The organism is Roseovarius ramblicola (genome assembly GCF_042430665.1).
In the GTDB taxonomy this organism is placed as follows: Bacteria; Pseudomonadota; Alphaproteobacteria; order Rhodobacterales; family Rhodobacteraceae; genus Roseovarius; species Roseovarius ramblicola.
Map to the genome: position 1 here is coordinate 42,355 of NZ_JBHMEC010000010.1, position 22,761 is coordinate 65,115.

22 protein-coding genes are annotated in these 22,761 nt (G+C 67.3%); 13 read left to right on the forward strand and 9 right to left on the reverse strand.

Going from position 1 to position 22,761, the window contains the following annotated elements:
• Positions 1 to 15: 15 nt before the first annotated feature.
• A complete protein-coding gene (locus tag ACFFU4_RS06565; protein WP_377068473.1) occupies positions 16 to 633 on the reverse strand; it encodes a sugar transferase in 618 nt (205 codons plus the stop codon).
• A 345-nt stretch (positions 634 to 978) separates the two neighbouring features.
• Here ACFFU4_RS06565 and ACFFU4_RS06570 point away from each other — a divergent pair, with 345 nt between their 5' ends.
• The 6 genes from ACFFU4_RS06570 to ACFFU4_RS06595 all read left to right on the forward strand — a co-directional run bounded on the left by ACFFU4_RS06570 (position 979) and on the right by ACFFU4_RS06595 (position 8,718).
• Positions 979 to 2,511, forward strand: a complete 1,533-nt coding sequence (locus ACFFU4_RS06570; protein WP_377068305.1) for a class I adenylate-forming enzyme family protein — start codon at positions 979 to 981, stop codon at positions 2,509 to 2,511.
• Positions 2,498 to 3,145 (forward strand): DsbA family oxidoreductase, encoded by a 648-nt coding sequence (locus ACFFU4_RS06575; RefSeq protein ID WP_377068307.1) that lies wholly within the window; start codon positions 2,498 to 2,500, stop codon positions 3,143 to 3,145. Before ACFFU4_RS06570 ends, ACFFU4_RS06575 begins: the two co-directional genes overlap by 14 nt.
• A gap of 6 nt (positions 3,146 to 3,151) precedes the next feature.
• Positions 3,152 to 3,475 carry a potassium channel family protein gene (locus ACFFU4_RS06580; protein WP_377068309.1) on the forward strand — a complete coding sequence of 108 codons (324 nt, stop codon included), beginning with the start codon at positions 3,152 to 3,154 and terminating at the stop codon, positions 3,473 to 3,475.
• Positions 3,472 to 4,698 carry an MFS transporter gene (locus ACFFU4_RS06585; RefSeq protein WP_377068311.1) on the forward strand — a complete coding sequence of 409 codons (1,227 nt, stop codon included), beginning with the start codon at positions 3,472 to 3,474 and terminating at the stop codon, positions 4,696 to 4,698. Before ACFFU4_RS06580 ends, ACFFU4_RS06585 begins: the two co-directional genes overlap by 4 nt.
• Positions 4,699 to 4,921: 223 nt before the next feature.
• The gene (locus tag ACFFU4_RS06590; protein WP_377068313.1) at positions 4,922 to 7,126 is read left to right on the forward strand and encodes an NADP-dependent isocitrate dehydrogenase; all 2,205 of its coding nucleotides are present in this window, start codon (positions 4,922 to 4,924) and stop codon (positions 7,124 to 7,126) included.
• A 377-nt stretch (positions 7,127 to 7,503) separates the two neighbouring features.
• Complete coding sequence (locus tag ACFFU4_RS06595) at positions 7,504 to 8,718, forward strand: NADP-dependent isocitrate dehydrogenase (protein WP_377068315.1); 1,215 nt, start codon at positions 7,504 to 7,506, stop codon at positions 8,716 to 8,718.
• Positions 8,719 to 8,814: 96 nt separating this feature from the next.
• Here the strand turns inward: ACFFU4_RS06595 and ACFFU4_RS06600 are convergent, their stop codons facing one another.
• Both ACFFU4_RS06600 and ACFFU4_RS06605 read right to left on the reverse strand, forming a co-directional pair.
• Positions 8,815 to 10,206 (reverse strand): cytochrome P450, encoded by a 1,392-nt coding sequence (locus tag ACFFU4_RS06600; RefSeq protein ID WP_377068317.1) that lies wholly within the window; start codon positions 10,204 to 10,206, stop codon positions 8,815 to 8,817.
• Entirely contained in the window at positions 10,203 to 11,438 is a 1,236-nt protein-coding gene (locus tag ACFFU4_RS06605; RefSeq protein WP_377068319.1) for a hypothetical protein, read from the reverse strand. The genes ACFFU4_RS06600 and ACFFU4_RS06605 overlap by 4 nt, the downstream gene beginning before the upstream one ends.
• Positions 11,439 to 11,616: 178 nt before the next feature.
• Between ACFFU4_RS06605 and argE the strand changes: the two genes are divergently transcribed.
• The gene (gene argE / locus ACFFU4_RS06610; protein WP_377068321.1) at positions 11,617 to 12,780 is read left to right on the forward strand and encodes an acetylornithine deacetylase; all 1,164 of its coding nucleotides are present in this window, start codon (positions 11,617 to 11,619) and stop codon (positions 12,778 to 12,780) included.
• A 604-nt stretch (positions 12,781 to 13,384) separates the two neighbouring features.
• On the opposite strand, the gene ACFFU4_RS06615 is transcribed toward argE, so the two are convergent.
• The 5 genes from ACFFU4_RS06615 to ACFFU4_RS06635 form a co-directional block, all read right to left on the reverse strand.
• Positions 13,385 to 14,272: an MBL fold metallo-hydrolase gene (locus ACFFU4_RS06615; protein ID WP_377068323.1), complete on the reverse strand. Its 888-nt coding sequence runs from the start codon at positions 14,270 to 14,272 to the stop codon at positions 13,385 to 13,387.
• A 23-nt stretch (positions 14,273 to 14,295) separates the two neighbouring features.
• On the reverse strand, positions 14,296 to 14,685 hold the full coding sequence (locus ACFFU4_RS06620) for a rhodanese-like domain-containing protein (RefSeq protein ID WP_377068325.1): 390 nt from the start codon (positions 14,683 to 14,685) through the stop codon (positions 14,296 to 14,298).
• 110 nt (positions 14,686 to 14,795) lie between these two features.
• On the reverse strand, positions 14,796 to 15,245 hold the full coding sequence (locus tag ACFFU4_RS06625; protein WP_377068327.1) for a CoA-binding protein: 450 nt from the start codon (positions 15,243 to 15,245) through the stop codon (positions 14,796 to 14,798).
• Position 15,246: 1 nt separating this feature from the next.
• Complete coding sequence (locus ACFFU4_RS06630) at positions 15,247 to 15,612, reverse strand: 2Fe-2S iron-sulfur cluster-binding protein (RefSeq protein ID WP_377068329.1); 366 nt, start codon at positions 15,610 to 15,612, stop codon at positions 15,247 to 15,249.
• Complete coding sequence (locus ACFFU4_RS06635; RefSeq protein ID WP_377068331.1) at positions 15,609 to 16,958, reverse strand: selenium-binding family protein; 1,350 nt, start codon at positions 16,956 to 16,958, stop codon at positions 15,609 to 15,611. The genes ACFFU4_RS06630 and ACFFU4_RS06635 overlap by 4 nt, the downstream gene beginning before the upstream one ends.
• Positions 16,959 to 17,038: 80 nt before the next feature.
• Here ACFFU4_RS06635 and ACFFU4_RS06640 point away from each other — a divergent pair, with 80 nt between their 5' ends.
• Entirely contained in the window at positions 17,039 to 17,782 is a 744-nt protein-coding gene (locus ACFFU4_RS06640) for an IclR family transcriptional regulator (RefSeq protein ID WP_377068333.1), read from the forward strand.
• A gap of 35 nt (positions 17,783 to 17,817) precedes the next feature.
• On the opposite strand, the gene ACFFU4_RS06645 is transcribed toward ACFFU4_RS06640, so the two are convergent.
• On the reverse strand, positions 17,818 to 18,552 hold the full coding sequence (locus ACFFU4_RS06645) for a FadR/GntR family transcriptional regulator (protein WP_377068335.1): 735 nt from the start codon (positions 18,550 to 18,552) through the stop codon (positions 17,818 to 17,820).
• 86 nt (positions 18,553 to 18,638) lie between these two features.
• On the opposite strand from ACFFU4_RS06645, the gene ACFFU4_RS06650 reads away from it, so the two are divergent.
• From ACFFU4_RS06650 to acuI, 5 genes are all read left to right on the forward strand, one after another.
• Positions 18,639 to 19,373: a DUF2182 domain-containing protein gene (locus ACFFU4_RS06650; protein WP_377068475.1), complete on the forward strand. Its 735-nt coding sequence runs from the start codon at positions 18,639 to 18,641 to the stop codon at positions 19,371 to 19,373.
• A gap of 16 nt (positions 19,374 to 19,389) precedes the next feature.
• The gene (locus tag ACFFU4_RS06655) at positions 19,390 to 20,025 is read left to right on the forward strand and encodes a DUF1326 domain-containing protein (protein WP_377068337.1); all 636 of its coding nucleotides are present in this window, start codon (positions 19,390 to 19,392) and stop codon (positions 20,023 to 20,025) included.
• Positions 20,025 to 20,540 (forward strand): DinB family protein, encoded by a 516-nt coding sequence (locus ACFFU4_RS06660; protein WP_377068339.1) that lies wholly within the window; start codon positions 20,025 to 20,027, stop codon positions 20,538 to 20,540. Before ACFFU4_RS06655 ends, ACFFU4_RS06660 begins: the two co-directional genes overlap by 1 nt.
• Complete coding sequence (locus ACFFU4_RS06665; RefSeq protein ID WP_377068341.1) at positions 20,537 to 21,649, forward strand: dimethylsulfoniopropionate demethylase; 1,113 nt, start codon at positions 20,537 to 20,539, stop codon at positions 21,647 to 21,649. Before ACFFU4_RS06660 ends, ACFFU4_RS06665 begins: the two co-directional genes overlap by 4 nt.
• 94 nt (positions 21,650 to 21,743) lie before the next feature.
• The gene (acuI, locus tag ACFFU4_RS06670; protein WP_377068343.1) at positions 21,744 to 22,739 is read left to right on the forward strand and encodes an acryloyl-CoA reductase; all 996 of its coding nucleotides are present in this window, start codon (positions 21,744 to 21,746) and stop codon (positions 22,737 to 22,739) included.
• Positions 22,740 to 22,761 lie beyond the last annotated feature (22 nt).

Below are 22,761 nucleotides of genomic sequence, written 5' to 3' on the forward strand. Positions count from 1 at the left end.
CCGCGCGCCGCCGCGTCAGCAGCCCTTGCGCCCGACCACCGTCTCGAGCGTCCGCCGGAAGATGTAGAGATCGAGCCGCAGGCTCATCTGCTCGACATAGCGCAGGTCGAGCGCGACCTTGAGCCGCGTGCCCTCGGTGCAATCGACATAGCCGAGATCGGTCTGCGCCAGCCCGCTGATGCCGGGGCGCACCTCGTGACGGCGGCGATAGCCGGGCACGCGGCGCAGATAGCGTCGCGCATGGTGAAAATAATCGGGGCGCGGGCCGATCAGGCTCATCTCGCCGCGCAGCACGTTGATGATCTGCGGCAGTTCGTCGATCCGGCTGCGCCGCAGGAAGCGGCCCAGGGGCGTGATCCGGTCCAGCTCCAGCGGATCATCGGCGCGGCGCGTCACCCGCATGACGGGGCGCATGGTGCGGAACTTGATGGCACCGAAGGCGCGGCAGCCCAGCCCCATGCGCGGCTGAGTAAAAAACAGCGGGCCGCGATTGAAGATCGGGTTGAGCACCAGAAGGGCGGCACAGGCCACGGCCAACGGCGGCAACAGCAGCACACTGAACACGAGGTCAAAGATGGGCTTGCCCCAACGAAGATATGCAGATTCGGCACGTTCAGGTTGCAGTTTACATATGGGGAGATTGATGGCGATATTCTGTTTTTTCATAGTTTTAACCAGCAAACCTACCGCAAGTCATTTCGGGATCACCCACCACGAATCCCTGATGTTACTCTTCTTTAAGGTGACTAGCACAGCACACGTAAGGCGGGAAGTGAATTCTTGTTAACATCTTAAGGTCAAGTCGGCCCCTTGTGCAAAGGGCGCGCCGTCGGCGGAGTGGTGCGCCCGTCCATTCGGCTATCACCCTGAAATCGGCGGCATTTGACACGCGGCCCCGCGTGTCCGCGAAACCGGCAAATACCCGCCACGGGCGCGCGTGCCCTTGCATCCCGAACCGCCGCTGAATAAGCGGCGTCCATGACCGCGATCTTCGACGAGGGGCCGCCGCCGCCCTGCCCCGTACCCTTCAACCTCGCCGCCCACGTGCTGGCCGCCGGCACCCGCCACCCTGACAAGGTGGCGCTCGCGGTGATCGGGCTGTCGGGTGCCGAACGCTGGAGCTACGCACGGCTCGAGGCTGCGGTGCGCGGCACGGCAACGGGGCTGCTGGCGCGGGGGCTCGAACCGGGCGACCGGGTGCTGATGCGGCTCGGCAACACCGTCGAGTTCCCGCTCGCCTATCTCGGCGCGATCACCGCCGGGCTGGTGCCGGTGCCCACCTCGCCGCAGCTCACCGAGCCGGAAGTCGCGGGCGTGATCGCCACCACAGAACCGCGGCTGATCCTGCGCGGCGATGGCATCGCCTGCCCGAATGATACCGGCCTGCCGGTGCTGGACGAGGCGGCGCTCGACGCCATGCGCGCGCTGCCGCCCGCCGCGTATCACATGGCCGATCCCGACCGGCTCGCCTATATCATCTACACGTCCGGCACCTCGGGCCAACCGCGCGCGGTGATGCACGCTCACCGTGCCATTATCGCACGCGAAATGATGCACGCGGGCTGGTACGGCCTGACCGGGGAGGACCGGCTGTGCCACGCGGGCGCGTTCAACTGGACCTTTACCCTCGGCACCGGGCTGCTCGACCCATGGCGCGCGGGCGCGACCGCGCTGATTCCCGCGCCCGGCGTGACGCCCGCGCAGTTGCCGCTGCTGCTCAAACGGCACGACGCCACGCTCTTTGCCGCCGCCCCCGGCGTCTACCGCAAGATGCTGGCCGCCGGGTCGCTGCCGCCCCTGCCGCGCCTGCGCCACGGGCTTGCAGCGGGCGAGAAGCTGTCGGATGCGATCCGCACCCGCTGGCACGAGGCCACCGGCACCGCCATCCACGAGGCTTATGGCATGTCGGAATGCTCTACCTTCATCTCCGCGAGCCCCGACCGCCCGGCACCCCCCGGCACGCTGGGCCGCCCGCAAAAGGGGCGCCGGGTGGCGATCATCGGCGACGATGGCGCGCCGGTGGCCGATGACGCGGAAGGCACCATCGCCATCCGCCGCGACGATCCCGGCCTGATGCTGGGCTACATGGGCGCGCCAGAGGCGACGGCGGAGAAATTCGTCGGCGACTGGTTCCGCACCGGCGATCGCGGCGCGATGGATGCGACAGGCACCGTCACCTACATGGGCCGCGCCGACGACATGATGAACGCGGGCGGCTACCGCGTCTCACCCATCGAGGTCGAGGCGGCGCTCGGCCTCCATCCCGGCATCCATGAGGCCGCCGTCACCGATATCGAGGTGAAAGAGGATGCGCGCCTCGTCATGGCCTTCTATACTGGCCCCGAACCGCTCGATCCCGCGAGCCTCGACGCGCATTGTCGCGCCCGGCTTGCGGCCTACAAGTGCCCGCACGGCTTCTTTCACGTCGAAAGCCTGCCGACGGGGGCTAACGGAAAACTCCTGCGCCGCGCCCTGCGGCCGATCTACGAGGCCCTCAATGGTCCGGCTTGACATCATCTCCGACCCGATCTGCCCCTGGTGCTACATCGGCAAGACGCTGCTCGACCAGGCGCTCGCGCAGCGCCCCGACCACCCGTTCGAGATCCACTGGCAGCCATTCCAGCTCAACCCCGACATGCCCCCCGAGGGCATGGACCGGCGCGCATACCTGGAGGGCAAGTTCGGCAGCCGCGACGGCGCGGCGCGGGCCTATGCGCCGGTGCTCGAACGCGCCGAGGCGGCGGGGCTCGACATCGACTTTGCGGCGATCCCGCGCACGCCCAACACGATCGACGCGCACCGCCTGCTGCACTGGTCCGAGGTCGAGGGCTGCCAGACGCCGATGGCGATGGCGCTGTTCCGCGCCTATTTCCACGAGGGGCGCGACATCTCGGACCACGAGGTGCTGGCCGATCTCGCCGACGGTCTGGGGATCGACGCGGCGCTCGTCTCGCGGCTGCTGGCCTCGGATGCCGACCGCGAGGAAATCGCCTCCCGCGACGCGCAGTTCCGGCAAATGGGCGTGACCGGCGTGCCGACCTTTGTCGTGGCCGGTCAACACGCGGTCCCCGGCTGCCAGCCGCCCGAAATGTGGCTGCGGGTGATCGACGAGATGACCACGCAGACGGCGAACGGCGCAGGCTGAAGTCCCATGCGCGCGCGCACGCTTCTGGTCCTGCTCGCCGCCGTGATCGTCGGCGGCACTGTGTTTTTCCGCCTCGTCGAGGGGTGGAGCTGGCTCGACAGCTATTTCTTCACCGTGGTCACGCTCTCGACCGTGGGCTATGGCAACCTCGTGCCGGCCACGGTGGCGGGCAAGATCGGCACCACAGTGTTCATCATCACCGGGCTCGGTATCTTCGCGGCGGCGATCCAGCGCTTCGGCTTTCACGCCATCGCCCGCCACCGCCGCGAGAGCGAGGCGGAATCCGAGGCCCGCCACTCCCTCGCCGCCCAGCGCAGCAAGAAGAAATGACCGCCCCGCAGCCCCCGGCGCGCCCGCTGCCGCCGCGCGCGGAGTTCATCGCGCTGATGGCGATGATGGCCGCCTCGGTGGCCTTTTCCATCGACGCGATGTTGCCCGCGCTGTCGGTCATCGCCGCCGATCTCAGCCCCGCCGACCCCAACCGCGCGCAATTGATCGTCACCGCCTTTCTGGCCGGGCTGGGGCTGGGCACGCTGATCGCCGGGCCGCTCTCGGACAGCTATGGCCGCCGCCCGGTGATCCTCGCGGGCGCCGCGATCTACATGGGCGGCGCGGCGCTGGCAATCACGGCGCAATCGCTCGACACGCTGCTCGCGGCGCGCGCGGTGCAGGGCCTCGGCGCGGCGGCGTTCCGCATCGTGGCGCTGGCAATCATCCGCGATGTCGCCGCGGGGCGCGAGATGGCGCGGCTGATGTCCTTTGTGATGATGGTCTTCGCGCTCACCCCGGCGATGGCCCCGCTCATCGGCGCGGGGCTGATCGCGCTGGCGGGATGGCGGGCGGTGTTCGCGGCGTTCATCCTCTTCGCCCTCGCCCTCTCGACCTGGATGATGCTGCGCCTGCCGGAGCCGCTGCCGCCCGCCCGCCGCAGCCGGTTTCGCCTGCGCCCGCTGGCGCTGGCGATGCGGCAGGTGGTGGCCCACCCCGTCACCCGCCGCGCCATCGCGGTGCAGATGCTGGCGATGACCACGCTCTTCACCTCGCTCAGCGTGGTGCAGCCGACATTTGACGCGACCTTCGGACGCGGCGCGGAATTTCCGTTCTGGTTCTTCGGCATGGCGCTGGTCGCGGGCAGCGGCAGCCTGGTGAACGCGCGGCTGGTGGGCCGCCTTGGCATGGTGCGGATGGTGCGCGCGGCACTCACGGTGCAGGTGGCGCTCACCTCGCTGGCGATCCTCGCATGGGCCGTGGGCCTGCCGCCGGGGCCGCAATTCGCGGTGTTCCTTGTCTGGCAAACCGGCGTGTTCGTGCAGGCGGGCTTCACGCTCGGCAATCTCAACGCGCTGGCGATGGCACCTATGGGCGAGGTCGCGGGCATGGCCGCGAGCGTGACCGGCGCGGTCGCCACGCTGGGCAGCGTGGCGCTCGCCATCCCCATCGGCCAGCAATTCGACGGCACGCCGATGCCCGCGCATCTGGGCGTGCTGGCGGCGGTGCTGGCGGGGCTGGCGCTGCTGCACGGGCTGCGCGGCACGGCGGCAGAGACGGTGTGAGGGCGCTGCCATTCGACCCGCCGCCGGTTGAGGACCCGCGCAGCACCACACAGCACCTATCCGCTTTCGAACGGCAGGCTGCGTTAAAGGCTCCGAGCCCATTTCGTTCATTTTTTATGTATACCGTCGCATACTATCTTTCCCGCGCCACGCGTTTCCGCTATGAGGCATCCAAGCGGACGAGTCGTCCGGACCGCACCGGATCGCAAGGAGGAGCCCAGAGATGGCCAACACCGACACCCCCGACATCATCTACACAAAGGTGGACGAAGCCCCCGAGCTCGCCTCGGGCTCGCTCCTGCCGATCATTCAACGCTTCGCGTCCGCCGCCGGCATCACCGTCGGGACGCGCGACATCTCGCTCGCCGGGCGCATCCTCGCCGCCTTTCCCGATTATCTGACCGACGATCAGCGTCAGCCCGACCACCTCAAGGCGCTGGGCGAGATTGTCAGAACGCCTGCCGCCAACGTCATCAAGCTGCCCAACATCTCCGCCTCCGAGCCGCAGCTCGTGGCGGCGATCCGCGAATTGCAAGGCCAGGGCCATACCCTGCCCGACTACCCCTTTGATCCGCAGACCGACGACGAGAAAGCCGTCCGCGCACGCTATGACGCGCTCAAGGGCTCGGCGGTGAACCCGGTCCTGCGCGAGGGCAATTCAGACCGCCGCGCCGCCCCCGCGGTCAAGAAGTACGCGCAAGCCAACCCGCACCGCATGGGCGACTGGTCGCCAGACAGCAAGACCCGCGTCGCCACCATGTCGGCGGGCGATTTCTTCTCCAACGAGCGCTCCGCCACCCTGCCCGGAGCGACCGGCGCGAAGGTCGTGCTGGAGACGGCGACCGGCGAAACCGTGCTCAAGGACGGGCTGAGCTACCCCGAAGGAACCGTGGTCGATGCCACCTGCATGAGTGCCGCCGCGCTCGACGCCTTCCTCGCCGGGGAGATCGAAAAAACCAAATCCGAGGGCATCCTGTTTTCGCTGCACATGAAGGCTACGATGATGAAGGTGTCGGACCCGATCATCTTCGGCCACGCGGTAAAACAGTTCCTCGCGCCCGTGTTCGAAAAATACGGCGACGAGATGAAGGCGCTCGGCGTGTCGCCCAATGCAGGGCTGGGCGACCTGCTGGAGCGCGTGAAGGACCGCAAGGATATCCTCCAGGCCATCGACGCCTGCATGGCCGACCGCCCGGCGATGTACATGGTCGATTCCGGCAAGGGAATCACCAACCTGCACGTCCCCTCGGATGTCATCATCGACGCCTCGATGCCCGCCCTCATCCGGGGCGGTGGCAAGGGCTGGGGGCCCGACGACAAGGAGCACGACGCCGTCTGCGTCATCCCCGACAGCTCCTACGCGCCGGTCTATGACGAGGCGATCCGCTTCTTCAAGGAGAACGGAAAACTGAACCCCGCGACCGCCGGAACGGTGCAGAATATCGGCCTGATGGCGCAGAAGGCCGAGGAATACGGCTCCCACCCCACCACCTTCGAGATCCCGCAGGCGGGCACCGTCAGGATGATCCTCGACGACGGCACGGTGCTGCACGAAACGCAGGTCGAGGCGGGCGATATCTGGCGCTCGTCCAACGCCCGCAAGGCCCCGATCGAGGACTGGGTGCACCTCGCCATCGCGCGGCAGAAGGAGACCGGCTACCGCGCGATCTTCTGGCTCGACGAGGCGCGCCCGCACGACGCCGAACTCATCAAATATATCAAGCCGATCCTCGATGCCGAGGGCGTTGCCGACCGGTTCGAGATCATGACCCCGCGCGCCGCCACCCGCGCCTCGCTGGAAACCATCACGCGGGGCGAGAGCTGTATCTCGATCACCGGCAACGTGCTGCGCGACTACCTGACCGATCTCTTCCCGATCCTCGAACTGGCCACCTCGGCCAAGATGCTCTCGATCGTCAAGCTGATGAACGGGGGCGGGTTGTTCGAGACCGGCGCGGGCGGCTCGGCCCCGAAACATGTGCAGCAGCTTCTGGCCGAAAACCACCTGCGCTGGGACAGCCTCGGCGAATTCTGCGCGCTCGGCGAAAGCCTCAAGTTCCTCGCACAGACCCACGACAACGCCCGCGCCCGCGTGCTGGGCGAAGCGGTCGAGGCCGCGACGCAAGAGGTGCTCGACCATGGCCGCTCGCCGTCGCGCAAGGCGGGCGAGCCGGACAACCGCGACAGCCACTACTGGTTCGCCCGCTACTGGGCCGAGGCGCTGGCCGCACAATCGGACGACGCGGGCCTCGCCGAGGAATTCGGCCCCGTGGCCCGCGCGCTGGCCGAGGCCGAGGCGCAGATCACCGGCGAGCTGGCGGCAGCGCAGGGCAGCGCGGCGGATACCGGCGGCTACTACCACCCCGACGCGGAGAAACTCGCCTCGGTGATGCGCCCCTCGGCGACGCTGAACGGCATCATCGGGTGAGGTGAGCGGCGGAGGCAGGGGGGCGATTCTGGCTTGGAAGGGACATTCGCCTCCCTGTCCCCGGCGCGGAATCAAGGCCGAAGGCCGCCGCGCCATCGCATGTCCGCCCCGTCGCACCGAAGGTGCGCCGATACAGTCGGCACGCCTTTGGCGTGACGGACAGGCGATTTGGCCAAGCCAGCGCGCCGATTAAGACTTTTGCGGGAAAGCAGACATAAAGCGCACTGAACACCCGTCGGCTCGCCTGCCCGCGGACATGCAATGGCGCGGCTCACCCCAACAGCCCCTACAGGCCAATGCCGCCCCCCAACCCTTCCCGCACCACCCCACCGCTGATATAGCCTGACCAGACCCACCCAAACCCCGGAGCGCGCCCCATGTCAAAGATCAAGGTCGAGAACCCCATCGTCGAGATGGACGGCGACGAGATGACCCGCATCATCTGGGATTTCATCAAGCAGAAACTCATCCTTCCCTATCTCGACCTGGACCTGCTCTATTACGATCTCGGTATCGAGGAGCGTGACCGCACCGAGGATCAGATCACCATCGACGCGGCGGAAAAGACCAAGGAGGTCGGCGTCGCCGTCAAATGCGCCACCATCACCCCCGACGAGGGCCGGGTCGAGGAATTCGGCCTGAAAAAGATGTGGCGCAGCCCCAACGGCACCATCCGCAACATCCTGGGCGGCGTGGTGTTCCGCGCGCCGATCATCTGCCGCAACGTGCCCCGCCTCGTGCCCGGCTGGACCCGGCCCATCGTCATCGGGCGCCACGCCTTCGGCGATCAGTACAAGGCCACCGACATGAAATTCCCCGGCCCCGGCACCCTGTCGATGAAATTCGTGGGCGAGGACGGCACGGTGATCGAGGAAGAGGTCTACAAGGCCCCCTCCTCGGGCGTCTACATGGGCATGTACAATCTCGACGCCTCGATCATGGACTTCGCCCGCGCCTCGATGAACTACGCGCTCGACATGGGCTGGCCGCTCTATCTCAGCACCAAGAACACCATCCTCAAGCAGTATGACGGGCAGTTCATGCTCCTCTTCCAGAAGGTCTACGAAGAGGAATTCAAGGACAGGTTCGAGGCCAGGGGCATCGAATACCAGCACCGCCTGATCGACGACATGGTGGCCTGCGCGATGAAATGGAACGGCGGCTTCGTCTGGGCCTGCAAGAATTACGATGGCGACGTACAGTCCGACACCGTGGCGCAGGGCTTTGGCTCGCTGGGGCTGATGACAAGCCAGTTGCTCACCCCCGACGGCAAGATCATGGAGGCCGAGGCCGCCCACGGCACCGTCACCCGCCACTACCGCCAGCACCAGCGCGGCGAACAGACCTCGACCAATTCCACCGCCTCGATCTTTGCCTGGTCCGGCGGGCTCAAACACCGCGCCAAGCTTGACGACAACGCCGAGCTGGCGCATTTCGCCGACACGCTGGAACGGGTCGTGGTCGAGACCATCGAATCGGGCGACATGACCAAGGATCTCGCGCTCCTCGTCGGCCCCGATCAGGGCTGGCGCACCACGATGGGCTTTCTCGAAAAGGTGGACGAGAATCTCGACAAGGCGCTCGGGGCCTGAGCGACCGCGAACGGCCGCTCCCGGCGGGGATGGCAACCGGTCGCCGCTGGGCGCGAGCGCCTGCAACGCCGCGCCGCTCCCGCCATGTCCCCGGGGTCAGGCATCGGCACGGCGGCCGCCTCCCTGCCCGCGCGGCATGACCCGCAGCCATATCCCGTCGCGGCCCCGCACCGTCAGATGCGCCACCGGCATCGCCGCCCGGCCCGCGACCGCCTCGACCCGGTAGGCCCGCACCAGCATCGCCAGCAAGAGCGGCCCCTCGATCATGGCAAACCCCGCCCCGGGGCAGACGCGGCTGCCCGCCGAGAACGGAATCCAGGCCCGGCGCAGGCCGTCCCTCCCGTTCCCGTCGGCATGGCGCGCAGGGTCGAATTCATCGGGCCGCTCCCACAGCCGTTCGTGGCGGTGCAGGTGCCAGGGGCTCAGCACCACCTGCGCACCGCGCGGCACCTCGCGCCCGCGAAACCGCTCGGGGCAGGCCGTCTCGCGCACCATCATCGGCACCGGCGGGTAGAGGCGCAGCGTCTCGCGGAACACGTCGCGCGCCACCCGCAGCCGCCCCATATCGGCAAATTCCGGCGCGCGGTTGCCCATCACCTCCGCCGCCTCCGACGCCACACGCTCCTGCCAGTCGGGGTAAAGCGCCAGCAGATAGAGCGCCCAGGCCAGCGCCGAGGCGCTCGTCTCGTGACCCGCAAGGAAAAAGATCGCAACCTGATCGACCATTTCCGTTGTGTCGAACCGCGCGCCGGTTTCGGGATCGGCGGTGGTCATGATCTTGGTCGCCAGATCGTCGGGCGCGTTTCCCGCCTCGATCTCGTTCATGCGCTGCGCCGTCAACTGCGTGATCAGCGCGCGGATGGTATGGGCGGTCTCCCTTGTCCGGCGGCGATGAAAGCGCGGAAACCAGCGCGGCAGCGGGACAAACGCCGCAAGGTTGAGCACCGGCTGCGTGCGCTGATGCGCCTTGAACTGCGCGAACACCCGCGCCGCCGTCGCGTTCTCGATGGGGATCGAGAACAGCGTGCGAAAGATCACGTCCGCCGCCGCGTGGCTGGTCTGTTCCTCGATCTCCACAGGGCTGCCATCCGCCAGCGGCTTGAGCCGCGCCACCGCGCCCTGCCCCGCCGCCACCATCGCCGGGAACGTGTCGCGCAGCCGCCCGCCCTCGAAGGCGGGGTCGATGATCCGGCGCTGACGCTTCCATGTCTCGCCATTGGTGACGAAGACCGACTGCCCGAGCAAGGGCCGCAACCCCTCCGAAACCCTTGTGGATTTGGGAAAGTCCTCGGGCCGCTGCCGCAGCACCAGATCGACGAGACCGGGATCGTTGCACAGGTAGGAGCGAAAGAACGGCGTGCGAAACTCGGCCATCCACGCGCGGTAGAGCCGCGCCGGCTGCGCCGAGAGGATGTCGGCGCGAAACAGCCGCATGTAGCGCCAGAGCGAGACGCGGCCCTCCCGCGCCGGGGGCTTGGGCGGGATCATGGTGCCACGCTCCGATAGCCCGAAACGGCCCGCTCGATCCGCGCGGGTGACGGCGTGCGGCCCGCGAACCGGTCGGCCAGCGTCCGCGGCCCCGCCGTGATCGCAAAGTAATCGTAGTCGCCGGGCCGGTCGAAGGCGCAAAGATACTGGAAATGCAGCCGGAAGAACCGCCAGCGAAGGCTGCGCCACCGCGCCGGGCTCAGCGTCCGCGTGAACGCCGCCGAGATCACCAGCGGCCAGCGCTTCGCCGGGGGGGCCACGCCGCTCACGGCCACCGGGTCGCACAGCGCGAATGCACAGCCATCGCCGGGCGCGGTCACGTCGAGCCAGAACAGTTCCTCGCGCCCGCTCAGATACGCGAGATCGGCGCGCAGCCGCCAGGCGCGCGGCAGGAACGAGACCATCGGCACCACCTGCCCCAGGCTCAGGAACGACAGCGCCGGGCCATCCGCGGGCACGCGGCCTTCGCGGATCAGGCCGGCCAGAACCGACACCGCCAGATGCGCGCCCGACGAGTGGCCCACCACCAGCACCTCGTCGCACCGGTCCTGCAAGGCGTCGGCGATGGCGTCGCCAAACACCGCCATCCGCGCCTCCATTTCCGGCGGACAGGCCCCCAGCCACCGCGCCGACCAGGCGTAGTCGTGCATCAGGTAATAGGCGTAGAACCGGCCATCCATGCGCCGGAATGCCGCCAGCACCACCGGCACCGATGCCAGCCCGCCCCACGCGGCCCACGGGTGCAGGATCGCCAGCACCCGCCCCAGGAGCCACGCCGCCAAGAGCGCCAGCCCAAGCTGCACCAGCAAGACCCCCACCGGGTAAAGCGCCGCGATCACCGGCCCCTTGCGCAGCCGCATCAGCCGGAACAGCGCGCCGGTGCCGATATAGGTGGTGGCGGTGCGGATCAGTTGCCCGTAGGTGGCCAGGATCCCCTGCGCCATGCTGCCCTTGACTATGTCGGACCAGCCCAGAACCTCGATCCGCGCCGCCGCCCGCTGCCCCTCGATCCGCGCCGCCACGTCCCAGCCAAAGCGGCCCCCGCCGGCCGCGGGCGCAAGCGTGATCTCGTGGCCCGAGACGGCGGCCTGCGCCGCCGCCTCCTGGCGGTAGAGCTCGCGGTAGCGGCGCGGCGGGATCGGGTCGTAGCCGGGGATGTAGAACACCCGACGGCGCCGCACGCCGCCCTGCGCCCGCGCCTCCTCCCGGCCCCGTTCGTCCTCGTTTCGCATATCCGCCCGCGTTCCCGCCTCTCGTGCTCAGCCTACAGCGGAAATCCGGCGAGCTTAAGGCCCCTGCGCGCCGCGCCCGGCACGCCCGATTTCCGCCCCCGTGACAGGGGCTTGACGCCGGGCGCGGGTGGATTCACTGTGACATGGTTTCCAGACTCGTCCAACATCCGAGGTCCCCTTGAGCACCCAGCTTGCCGATACCGTCGCCCTCCTGCGCGAGCTTGTCGCCTTTCCCACCATCTCGGAGGTGAGCAATCTCGACATGATCGCCTGGCTCGGCCACCGGCTGGAATCCTGCGGCGCGCGGGTCGATATCTTCCACGACGAGATCGGCCACAAGGCCAACCTCTTTGCCACCCTCGGCCCCGAGCGCGATGGCGGCATCGTTCTGTCGGGCCATTCCGACGTGGTGCCGGTCGCCGAACAGGACTGGGCGTCGGACCCGTTCGAATTGATCGAGCATGACGGGCGGCTCTACGGGCGCGGCACCTGCGACATGAAGGGCTTCATCGCCACCGCCGTGTCGATGGCCCCGCTGCTCGCCAAGCGTGCGACAGCCCGCCCGCTGCATTTCGCCTTCACCTATGACGAGGAGGTGGGCTGCCTCGGCGGCCAGGCCCTGATCGACAGCCTGAGCGCCCGCGGCATCCGCCCGGGCGTGGCGATCATCGGCGAGCCCACCTCGATGCGGGTGATCGAGGGGCACAAGGGCTGCTACGAATACACCACCCGCTTCTACGGGCAGGCCGGGCACGGCTCGGCCCCCGAACGCGGGGTGAACGCGGTGGAATACGCCGTGCGCTACGTCAACCGCCTGCTGGAACTGGCCGAGGCGCTGCGCGCCCGCGCGCCGGAGGGCAGCCGCTTCGACCCGCCCTGGTCCACCATCAACACCGGCTCGGTCAAGGGCGGCGTGGCGCATAACGTCATCGCGTCCAACGCCGCCGTGGAATGGGAAATGCGCCCGGTGCAGCGCTCGGATGCCGAGTTCGTCAAGGACGATCTCAGGCGCTATTGCGAGGAGATGCTGCTGCCGCGGATGTGCGCGATCTTTCCCGACGCCGCGATCACCACCGAAGTGATCGGCGAGGTCGACGGGCTCGAGCCCGCCACCCTCAACGAGGCGCGCGACATCGTCATGGACCTCACCGGCGCCGACGCGCCCGAGCTTGTCCCCTTCGGCACCGAGGCCGGGCTGTTTCAGAGCTACGGCACCTCGGCGGTGGTCTGCGGACCCGGCTCCATCGAGCAGGCGCACAAGCCCGACGAGTTCATCTCGCTCGACCAGTTGCAGAACTGCATCGACATGCTCTGGCACCTCGGCGACAAGCTCGACGCCTGAGCCGGGGGCGGGCATCGACGGGAATGGCCTTGAGGGGACGTTGGGTGAGCCGCGCCATCGTCAGGCCGCGGGCTGGCGATCCGACGGTTATTCAGGGCACTTTATGTCTCAGCATCCGTAAAACCTGTAATCGGTGCGCATACTTGACGATATCGCCAGTCCGTCACGCCGAAGGCGTGCCGCGTATACCGGCGCACCTCCGGTGCGACGGGGCGGCCTGGCGTTGGCGCGGCGGCCTTCGGCCTTGATTCCGCGCCGGGACCAAGCATCCACCGTCCGCTCCAGACCAGATCCGCCCCCTTCACGACGACCCCTGCCAGGAACCGCACGCCTGCCACCGGACCGTCGTCCACGCAACCAGGCGCGCACCAGAGACAGACAGGCGCCCGTTCATCAGGTGCCGAACACTTGCGTCGGACAAGCGCAGATGCGCAACGCATTTTTCCGGGCGGTGCGGGGAATTGCTGTCGGTCAGAGATGCGTGGCCATGCTGCACCTCTCACGTTCAAGAATTCCCCCGTTGCGACGGAATTTCAAGAACGGGCGACCATGCCGGGCACCCGACACGACAGGTTCCACCCGGGTTCCGGGCCGGGCACCGTGCTCACTTCAGCGCGTTGATCGGCACCTTCAGCGTCATGTTGCCCTGCCCGTCATAGGGCATCTCGCCGGCGCGCATGTTGACCTGGATCGACGGGATGATCAGCCGCGGCATCGAAAGTTGCGCGTCGCGCTCGGTGCGGAACCGGACGAATTCCTCCTTCGTCTTGCCGCCGCCGACATGGATGTTGGTCTCGCGCTCCTCCGCGATCGTCGTCTCCCACGCGATCTCGCGCCCGCCGGGGCCGTAATCGTGGCAGATAAAGAGGCGCATCTCGCCCGGCAGGGCCAGAACCTTCTGGATGCTGTCATAGAGCGCGCCCGCGTCGCCGCCCGGAAAATCGGCCCGCGCCGAGCCGCCATCGGGCATGAAGAGCGTATCCCCGGCAAAGGCCGCGTTGCCGATGACATGCACCATGCAGGCGGGGGTATGGCCGGGCGTGGCGATGGCAAAGCCCTGCATGGTGCCGATCATGTAGGTGTCGCCATCCTCAAAGAGCGCGTCGAACTGGCTGCCGTCGCGCTGAAACTCGGTGCCCTCGTTGAAAATCTTGCCGAACGTGTCCTGCACCGCGATGATGCCCGCGCCGACGCCGACCTTGCCGCCCAGCTTCTCCTGGATGTAGGGGGCCGCGCTCAGGTGATCGGCGTGAACATGCGTCTCGATGATCCATTCGAGGCGCAGGCCCCTGCCCTCCACCGCCGCGATCAGCCTGTCGGCGCTGTCGGTGGCGATGCGTCCCGCCGCGTAATCGAGGTCGAGCACGCTGTCGATGATCGCGCAGGCGCGGCTTTCAGGGTCCGTCACCAGATAGGAGACGGTATTGCTGGCCGCGTCGAAGAACCCCTCGACAAGCGGCTCCACCTCCATATTCACCTGATAATCCGTCATGATCCCCTCCCTTCGGGTCGTCATCATTCGATGGGGCCGTCCGCCTTTGTCCACGCGCCGATGCCGCCGCGCAGGTTGACCACCGGCTTGAGCCCCATATCCATCGCCACCTGCGCGGCCAGCGCCGATCGCCCGCCGCTGGCGCAGTAGAAGACATAGGTCTTGTCCTGGTTGAATGCGGGCTTGTGCGCCGGGCTTTCGGGGTCGATGTGAAACTCCATCATCCCCCGCGACGAGGCGACGGCACCGGGGATGATCCCGGTCTTGGCCTGCTCGTCCCCGTCGCGCAGATCGACAAAGACATGGGTGTCGCTGCCCACCAGCGGCAGCGCCTCCTCGACGCTCATCTCCGGCACCGCGTCCCGTGCCGCCTTGACGATCTCCTTGGCGCTTTTCGTGATTGTCTGTGCCATGTGCGGCTCCTTTTCCGTAGCGGTCCACCCGAATTTACGCATCAGCGCGCCCAGCGGCCAGTCGAACGCCACGGCCCCCGGACAGCAGCAGGCGTGCATGGCGCGCCCGGTCATATCCCGAGATGCAGCTTCGGCTTCCAGAATGGCCGGAACAGCTCGATCTTGGGGCAGCGGTCCATCACCACCTGCATCCCCGCCGCCTCGGCACGGCGCGCGGCCTCGTGATCGACCACGCCGATCTGCCCCCAGAGCACGCGCGCCCCGATGGCAATGGCCTCCTCGGCCACCTCCGCCAGATCCTCGGCGCGGCGAAACACCTGCACCATGTCGACGGGCCGGTCGATGCTGTCGAGCGAGGGGTAGACCTTGATGCCGCGGATCTCGTCCAGCCCGGGGCGCGGATTGACCGGGATCATGTCATAGCCGGTCTCATGCAGCACGCGCAGCACACCGTAGCTGAATTTGGTCTTGTCGGGGCTGGCGCCCACCATGGCGATGGTCTTGACCGATTTGAGGATGCCTTGCAGATAGGCGTCGGTATAGGGCTGGGTGTGATCCATCTCAGGGCTCCTTGGGGGTGGCGATATCGGCCTTCAATTCATGCGATTGAAGCGGGTCGAGAAACGGGTTGCGGTAAAGCTGCCCATGGCTCTCGACGCCGATTTCCAGCGTGATGTCGGTGACGGGGCGCGCCACGCAGAGGATGACATAGCCATTGGCGATCTGCCGGTTGTTGAGCGCGACCTGCCGCCGCTGATCGACCTCGCCACCCGTGAGCCGGGCCGCGCAGGTGATGCAGCCGCCGTATTTGCAGCCATAGGGCAGATCGACCCCCTGCTCGCGCAGGGTATCGAGCAGCGGGCGGCGCGCCTCGACCTCGTAGGTGGCATTGCCGCGATTGGCGATTGTCACGGTCCGCGTGGTCATAGCCAGATATCGCTGGTGCAGTCGCCGCCGGGATAGCGCGCCTCGTGACAGCGGCTCGGCCCGTTGGGCTCCTGCCCGAAATCGACGATGAAATCGGGGTTGAGGGTCATGCCGCCGTTCTCCGGGTCGCAGTCGATCATCACCATCACCCCGCCCTTTTCGCGGATCGAGGGGTAGAACTGGTTGTCCCATGTCGAGAACAGAGAGGTGGTGACGTAGAGCCGCCGCCCGTCCAATGAGAGCTGGAACATCTGCGGCCCGCCCGCCATCTCGACCCCGTTCACGACCGGCGCACGGCCCAGAAGGCCGCCCATCCAGACCTGCCCGGTCAGTTTCGGATTGTGCGGATCGCTGATGTCATACTGCCGCATGTCGCCGTGCAGCCAATTGTTGATGTAGATATACTTGTCATCCATCGACACCAGCAGCGCTGACATCACCCCCGGCACGGGAATGGGCCATTCGGGATGCGGCTCGTTGGCCACGTCGATGATCTTTTCCCATCGCCACTCGCCCGCCTCGTCGCGCCACCAATGTATGACATTCGTGCTGAGCGCGGCGCAGCAAAAGCCGTGCGTGCTGTCGGGGTCGTGGTGAAACTTCACCTCCAGCGGGATGAGCCCGTCCTCGCCCAGATACATGGACTGAATCGGCTCGCGCTTCTCGAAATCCCAGAAATGCAGCTCGCGCCCGTATTTCAGGTGGCCCACCTCTTCCAGATCAAAGCCCGGCATGAAGGTGTTGGGCGCGGCCCATTCCGACGACACCATGATGTTGTGGCGCGGCTGATACCAGAAATCGTAGCCGAACTTGATGTCGCCCATGGAATTTTCCCACCGGCCCACGATCTCGAACTCCTTGTTGAGATGCAGGTAGCCGCCGGGGGCCTCGCCCTTGGCGTCGCCCAGAAACGAGATGATGATCTCGGAGCCCAGACAATGCACCGTGTGCGGCCCCGACAGATCGGCCTTGGCCTTGATCTCGGCCCCGTCGATCACCTTGTGCAGGCGCGGCGCGCGCGGGTCGGTGGCGGTATCGACGACATGGATGTTGTTGGAGCGCACGCCGGGCAGCAGCAGGTATTTGCGCGACATGCCGGCATCGTCATGGCAGCTTGAGCAGGCGTTCCAGCCCATATGGTGCAGCTCGTCGCCGATGCCGGGCATTTCCAGCCGGTGAATCACCTCGGAATAGGTCGGGCTCTCGGGGTCCACGTCCACGGTGGCGAGGTAATCCGGCTTTTGAATACCGGTGCCCGTGTAGATCGCGATCGTATACAGCAGCTTTTCGCGCGGGGCCTTGATCGCCTCGGCGGGGCTTGCATAGCCCGGTCCGCAACACTCCATGAGAATCTCCTCCTCCTCCACCTTGACTTCCCGTAGCAAATTTCAAATGATGAGACAAACGTTCATTTTATGAGACAACCATGCATCTCGAAAGATTGACCAGCCTGCTTGAGGCCGTGGCCGTCGCGGGCCGCGCCGTCACCACGCCCGAGATCCAGCAGGCCACCGGCCTGCCGCGTCCCACCTGCTACCGCCTGCTGCAATCGCTGGCCGAGCACCGCCTGCTCGACGAGCCCGAGCCGGGGCGCTTCCTGATCGGCGAACGGCTGGTGCGGCTGGCGCTGCTGGGTCAGACGGATGTGGACGCGAGCGCCGCCGCCGCGCCCACCCTGCGCGAGGCCGCCGACCGCTTCGGCGAGGCGGTGTTCCTGTCGCGGTTTCGCAATCGCGGCGTGGAGATCATCCATGTCGAGACACCGCAGGACGCCACGCGCTCTTTCGTGCACCCCGGTCTCGGGTTCCGGCCGATGCATGCCTGCTCGTGCTCCAAGGTGATCGCCGCCTTTGCCGAGGACGGCTTTCGCGAGGACATTCTCAACGGCCCGATGCGCCGCTACACGCCGCAGACCAAGCACGACCCGGAGGCGCTGCGCGCCGAGTTCGAGACGGTCCGCATGACCGGCTATGCCGAATGCGTCGAGGAGATCGAGGTCGGCGTCTCGTCGGTCGCAGCCCCCATCCGCATCGGCAATATCGGTGCCACCTTCAGCATCGGCGCGACCGGCCCAGTGCGCCGCTTCACCGAAAAACGCCGCGCCGAAATCGGCCGCGACCTGCGCGAGCACGCCGACAAGGTGGCGCTCGCGCTGCAAATGCACGGGTAATCGCCGCCGCGGCGGCACCGGGCCGGCCCCTGCGCCTACCCCTTCGGCCGCGCTCTCGCCGCCATCACGTCGCGCCCCAGCGTCAGCGTGTAGGCTTCCAGTTCCGACAGCGCCGCCTGCGCCGCCCCGTCCTCGTGGCGCTCCAGCGCGTCGGCGATGCGGGTGTGAAAGCCGACGATCGCCTCGCGCGACCGCGCGGTGAAGGTGATCATGTTCATCAGCGGCTGCATCGCCTCGACCGCCCCCGCCAGTTGATACGACAGCACCGGATTGTCCGCGCTGTCCACCAAGGCCCGGTGATACGTGACATCCGAGGCGCAAAAGCTCTCATCCGTCAGCCCCGGCTGCCCCTGCCGGTGAATCTCGGCCCGCATCGTGGCCAGCGTGTCAGGCGTGCGGCGCGCGGCGGCCAGCGGCGTGCAGGCGCGTTCCAGCGCATAGCGCGCCTCGCAGGCCACATCAAAGCTGATCGCGTTCATCGACAGCAGCAGCGTCGAGGTGGTGATATGCTGGCCATAGGCCTCCGGGTAACTCAGCCGGTTGACAAAGGCCCCGCCGAACGCCCCCCGTGCCGTGCGAATGAGAGATTGCGCCGCCAGCCGCTTCAGCGCCTCGCGCACCGTCGGGCGCGACACCTCGAAGTGATCGGCGAGTTCCGCCTCGGACGGCAGGCGCTCGTCCACGATCAGCCGCCCGGTCATGATCTCCTCGCGGATGGCCTCGGCGATCTGTGCCGAAAGGTCGGCCTTGTTATCGGGATCAATTTTCATTTGTCTTACATTTAAATGTCTGACAATTTAAACGCAAGAGATGAGTCGTGAGGGAGAGCGCGATGATCGCGGCACAGGTCAGGCGAATGGGCGGCGGGCACTGGCTGGTGCTGTTCGGCCTCATTCTGGGGGCCTGGGGGCTGCTCTATGCCATGGCGCTGCCTGCGGACCTGCGCGACGGCGCGGTGATCTACGGCGCGGATTTCCTGCAAAGCCTGTGCATCGTCACACCCGATGCCGCCGGGTTTGGCCGCATCATCCTCATGTGGGCGCTGATGTCGGCGGCGATGATGGCCCCCACCGCGCTCCCGGCCTTCGCCACCTATGAAGAGCTGAGCCATACCGGCGAGACCCGCTTCGGCGCGCTGGTCACCGGGTATCTGTCGGTCTGGCTGGGCTTTTCGGTGTTGGCCGCAGCCGCGCAGATGGCGCTCTTTCAGGCGGGTCTTCTGACCGCCTTCGGCGACAGCCGCTCGGGCGGTCTCTCGGCGGCGCTGCTGGCGCTCGCAGGACTGTACCAGTTCAGCCCCGCCAAGGACGCGTGCCTGTCGAAATGCCGCCGCCCGCTGGCGTTCTTCATGCAGCACTGGGACGAGGGCGCGGCGCGTAACGGCGTCCGCCTTGGCCTTGTCTGCCTGGGCTGCTGCTGGGCGCTGATGCTGCTGGCCTTCGTGGGCGGGGTGATGAACCTCGCCTTCATGGGGCTGGCCACGGTGATCATGGTGCTGGAAAAACTGCCGCAGATCGGTGCCTGGCTCACCCGCCCCCTGGGCGTCGTGCTGCTGGCCGCATCGGTCTGGGTTCTATTCGCGACAATATGACAGAGGAGGCCACGACATGGCATTGGACGACGCAAGCGTGGGCACGGTGCCCTGGACGATCAAGGGGGAGTTGATCCTCAACTGCAACTGCACGGTGTTCTGCCCCTGCGTGGTCAGCCTCGGCAAGCACGCGCCCACCGAAGGCTACTGCCAGGCATGGTCGGGCGTGCGCATCGACGAGGGGCAATATGGCGATACCGACCTCAGCGGGCTCAACGTCGGCCTGATGCTGGAAATCCCCGGCCTGATGGCGCGCGGCAACTGGAAGGCCGCCGCCTATATCGACGAACGCGCCAGCGACGACGCCTATGAGGCGCTGGTCAACATATTCTCCGGCAAGGCGCGCGGCACCACCGGCCTCTTCGGCGTGCTGGTCAGCGAATTTCTGGGGGCTGAACGCGCGCCGGTCATCTTCGAGACCGAAGGCAAGGCCCGCCGCCTGATGGTCGGCAAGAAGATCCAGGGCGAGGTGGTCCCGGTCGAGGGCCACAAGGGCGAGGATATCGTCGTCACCAACACCGAATACTGGATGGGCCCCGACATCACCGTCGCCACCGCCACCAAGGGCCGCGTGCGCGCCTTTGGCCGGGTCTGGGATTTCGACGGGCGCAGCGCGGAAATCTGCCAGATCGACTGGAAGGGCCCGCGCTGATGATGCTGACGGCGGATTATGTCGCGCTGATGGCGCGCTATAATGCGTGGCAGAACGCGCAGATCACGCGCGCCATAGACGGGGTGAGCCTCAAGGTCTTGACCGAGGATCACGGGGCGCATTTCTCGTCGATCCTCGGCACGCTCAACCATATCCTCTGGGCCGACCGCATGTGGCTGCACCGGTTTGGCGTGGAGGACACCCGCCCCGAGGGCGGCATCGCCGAGAGCACCACGCTCACCCCCACCGCGCCCGCCTGGAGCGCCGAGCGTTTCACCACCGATGGCCGGATCAATGCCTGGGCGAGCCGCGTGCACAGCATCGACCTGACCGGCGATCTGACGTTCTACTCGGGCGCGCTCGGGGCCGAGATCACCACACCCATGGCCGCCTGCGTCGCCCATCTCTTCAACCACCAGACCCATCACCGCGGGCAGGTCCACGCGATGCTGACGCGCGCCGGGCTGCCCGCCCCGGTGACCGATATCCCCTTCATGCCCGAGGAGACACAATGAACGCACCCTTGCTGTCCCTGTCGCGCCGGTTGCGCCGCACGCCCTTTTCCGACGGGGTCGAGGCGGCGGGCGTCCGCGCCTATACGGTCTACAACCACATGCTGCTGCCCACGGTGTTCCGCTCCATCGATGAGGATTACCGCCACCTCAAGGACGCGGTGCAGATCTGGGACGTGGCCTGCGAGCGGCAGGTGGAGTTGCGCGGCCCCGATGCGGGCCGCCTGATGCAGATGCTGACGCCCCGCGACCTGCGCGGCATGACGCCGGGGCAGTGCTATTACGTGCCCATCGTCGATGAGACGGGCGGCATGCTCAACGACCCTGTCGCCGTGAAGCTGGCCGAGGATCGCTGGTGGATTTCGATTGCCGATTCGGACCTGCTCTACTGGGTGCGCGCCACCGCGCATGGCTGGCGGCTCGACGTGCTGGTCGATGAGCCGGACGTCTCGCCGCTGGCCATCCAGGGCCCGCGCGCCGATGACCTGATGGCGGCGGTCTTTGGCGACGCGGTGCGCGATATCCGCTTCTTCCGCTTCGGGGTGTTCGACTTTCAGGGCCGCGACATGGTGATCGCGCGCTCGGGCTATTCCAAGCAGGGCGGCTTCGAGATCTATGTCGAGGGCGGCGATATCGGGATGCCGCTGTGGAATGCGCTGATGGAGGCCGGCAAGGACATGGACGTGCATGCCGGCTGCCCCAACCTGATCGAGCGGATCGAGGGGGGCCTCTTGAGCTACGGCAACGACATGACCGACGACAACACGCCGCACGAATGCGGGCTGGGCCGGTTCTGCAACACCCACACGGCGATCGGGTGCATCGGCCGCGATGCGCTGCTAAGGGTGGCCAAGGAAGGCCCGGTGCAGCAGATCTGTGCCATCGCAATCGAGGGTGGCGCGGTGCCGCCCTGCCGCGAATGGTGGTCGGTGCTGTCGGAAAAGGGCAAGCGCGTCGGCCGGATCAGTTCCGCCGCATGGTCGCCGGATTTTGACACCAACGTGGCCATCGGCATGGTGCGCATGACCCATTGGGACGCGGGCACCGAATTGCGCATCACCGCCCCCGACGGCGAGCGGCGCGGCGTGGTGCAGGACGGGTTCTGGGCCTGAGCGTGGGAGTGAGGGGCCAGCCCCTCACACTCCCCGGGATATTTCTGGCAAGATGAAGCAGGGGGCTGGTCCTGCGATGGAAAAGGAGAGCGATATGTTCAACGCATTGGTCGTCGAGAAGGACGAGGACAGCGGCAAGACCTCCGCCGCGGTCAGGCAGATCACGGTCGATGACTTGCCGCATGGCGAGGTATTGGTCGCGGTCGAATATTCCACTGTGAATTACAAGGACGGGCTCTGCGTCGGGCCGGGGGGTGGCCTTGTGCGCAACTACCCGCATGTGCCGGGTATTGATTTCGCCGGGACCGTCGAGGAGAGCAGCGACGACCGTTACAAACCGGGCGACAAGGTCGTGCTCACCGGCTGGCGCGTCGGCGAGGCGCATTGGGGCGGCTACGCGCAAAAGGCGCGGGTCAAGGCCGACTGGCTGGTGCCGCTGCCCGGGGGGCTGGACACGCGTCAGGCGATGGCCGTGGGCACCGCAGGCTTTACCGCCATGCTGGCCGTGATGGCGCTCGAGGATCACGGGCTTGCACCGGGGCACGGCCCGGTGCTGGTCACCGGGGCGGCAGGCGGCGTCGGCTCGGTCGCGACCGCGATCCTGGCGCATCTGGGGCACGAGGTGGCCGCCGTCACCGGCCGCCCCGATCAGGAGGACTATCTGCGCGGCCTCGGCGCCACGCAGATCGTCGCCCGCGACGAGCTGACCGATGTGACCAAGAAGCCGCTCGAGGCCGAGCGATGGGCCGGCGGCGTCGATGCGGTGGCGGGCGCGATGCTGGGCCGGGTGCTCAAGCAGATGAAATACGGCACCTCCGTTGCGGCCATCGGTCTTGCCGGCGGGGCCGCCATCGAAGGCGCGCTGATCACCCCCTTCATCCTGCGCGGCGTCAACCTGCTGGGCATCGACAGCGTCATGCAGCCCTATGACAACCGCCTCCGCGCCTGGGACCGCATCGCGCGCGACCTGCCGATGGACAAGCTCGAGGCGATGGTGCAGCCCGCCTGCCTCGGCGATCTGCCCGACCACGGGCGCGACATCCTCAAGGGCCAGGTCAAGGGCCGCGTCGTGGTCGACGTCAATACCTGAGCCTTGCCAAGCCCCGCGCCCC

Coding starts and splice junctions, on each gene's coding strand:
- ACFFU4_RS06570 (WP_377068305.1), top strand. CDS start 979: ATGACCGCGATCTTCGACGAGGGGCCGCCGCCGCCCTGCCCCGTACCC.
- ACFFU4_RS06575 (WP_377068307.1), top strand. CDS start 2,498: ATGGTCCGGCTTGACATCATCTCCGACCCGATCTGCCCCTGGTGCTAC.
- ACFFU4_RS06580 (WP_377068309.1), top strand. CDS start 3,152: ATGCGCGCGCGCACGCTTCTGGTCCTGCTCGCCGCCGTGATCGTCGGC.
- ACFFU4_RS06585 (WP_377068311.1), top strand. CDS start 3,472: ATGACCGCCCCGCAGCCCCCGGCGCGCCCGCTGCCGCCGCGCGCGGAG.
- ACFFU4_RS06590 (WP_377068313.1), top strand. CDS start 4,922: ATGGCCAACACCGACACCCCCGACATCATCTACACAAAGGTGGACGAA.
- ACFFU4_RS06595 (WP_377068315.1), top strand. CDS start 7,504: ATGTCAAAGATCAAGGTCGAGAACCCCATCGTCGAGATGGACGGCGAC.
- ACFFU4_RS06600 (WP_377068317.1), bottom strand. CDS start 10,206: ATGATCCCGCCCAAGCCCCCGGCGCGGGAGGGCCGCGTCTCGCTCTGG.
- ACFFU4_RS06605 (WP_377068319.1), bottom strand. CDS start 11,438: ATGCGAAACGAGGACGAACGGGGCCGGGAGGAGGCGCGGGCGCAGGGC.
- ACFFU4_RS06615 (WP_377068323.1), bottom strand. CDS start 14,272: ATGACGGATTATCAGGTGAATATGGAGGTGGAGCCGCTTGTCGAGGGG.
- ACFFU4_RS06620 (WP_377068325.1), bottom strand. CDS start 14,685: ATGGCACAGACAATCACGAAAAGCGCCAAGGAGATCGTCAAGGCGGCA.
- ACFFU4_RS06625 (WP_377068327.1), bottom strand. CDS start 15,245: ATGGATCACACCCAGCCCTATACCGACGCCTATCTGCAAGGCATCCTC.
- ACFFU4_RS06630 (WP_377068329.1), bottom strand. CDS start 15,612: ATGACCACGCGGACCGTGACAATCGCCAATCGCGGCAATGCCACCTAC.
- ACFFU4_RS06635 (WP_377068331.1), bottom strand. CDS start 16,958: ATGGAGTGTTGCGGACCGGGCTATGCAAGCCCCGCCGAGGCGATCAAG.
- ACFFU4_RS06640 (WP_377068333.1), top strand. CDS start 17,039: ATGCATCTCGAAAGATTGACCAGCCTGCTTGAGGCCGTGGCCGTCGCG.
- ACFFU4_RS06645 (WP_377068335.1), bottom strand. CDS start 18,552: ATGAAAATTGATCCCGATAACAAGGCCGACCTTTCGGCACAGATCGCC.
- ACFFU4_RS06650 (WP_377068475.1), top strand. CDS start 18,639: ATGGGCGGCGGGCACTGGCTGGTGCTGTTCGGCCTCATTCTGGGGGCC.
- ACFFU4_RS06655 (WP_377068337.1), top strand. CDS start 19,390: ATGGCATTGGACGACGCAAGCGTGGGCACGGTGCCCTGGACGATCAAG.
- ACFFU4_RS06660 (WP_377068339.1), top strand. CDS start 20,025: ATGATGCTGACGGCGGATTATGTCGCGCTGATGGCGCGCTATAATGCG.
- ACFFU4_RS06665 (WP_377068341.1), top strand. CDS start 20,537: ATGAACGCACCCTTGCTGTCCCTGTCGCGCCGGTTGCGCCGCACGCCC.
- acuI (WP_377068343.1), top strand. CDS start 21,744: ATGTTCAACGCATTGGTCGTCGAGAAGGACGAGGACAGCGGCAAGACC.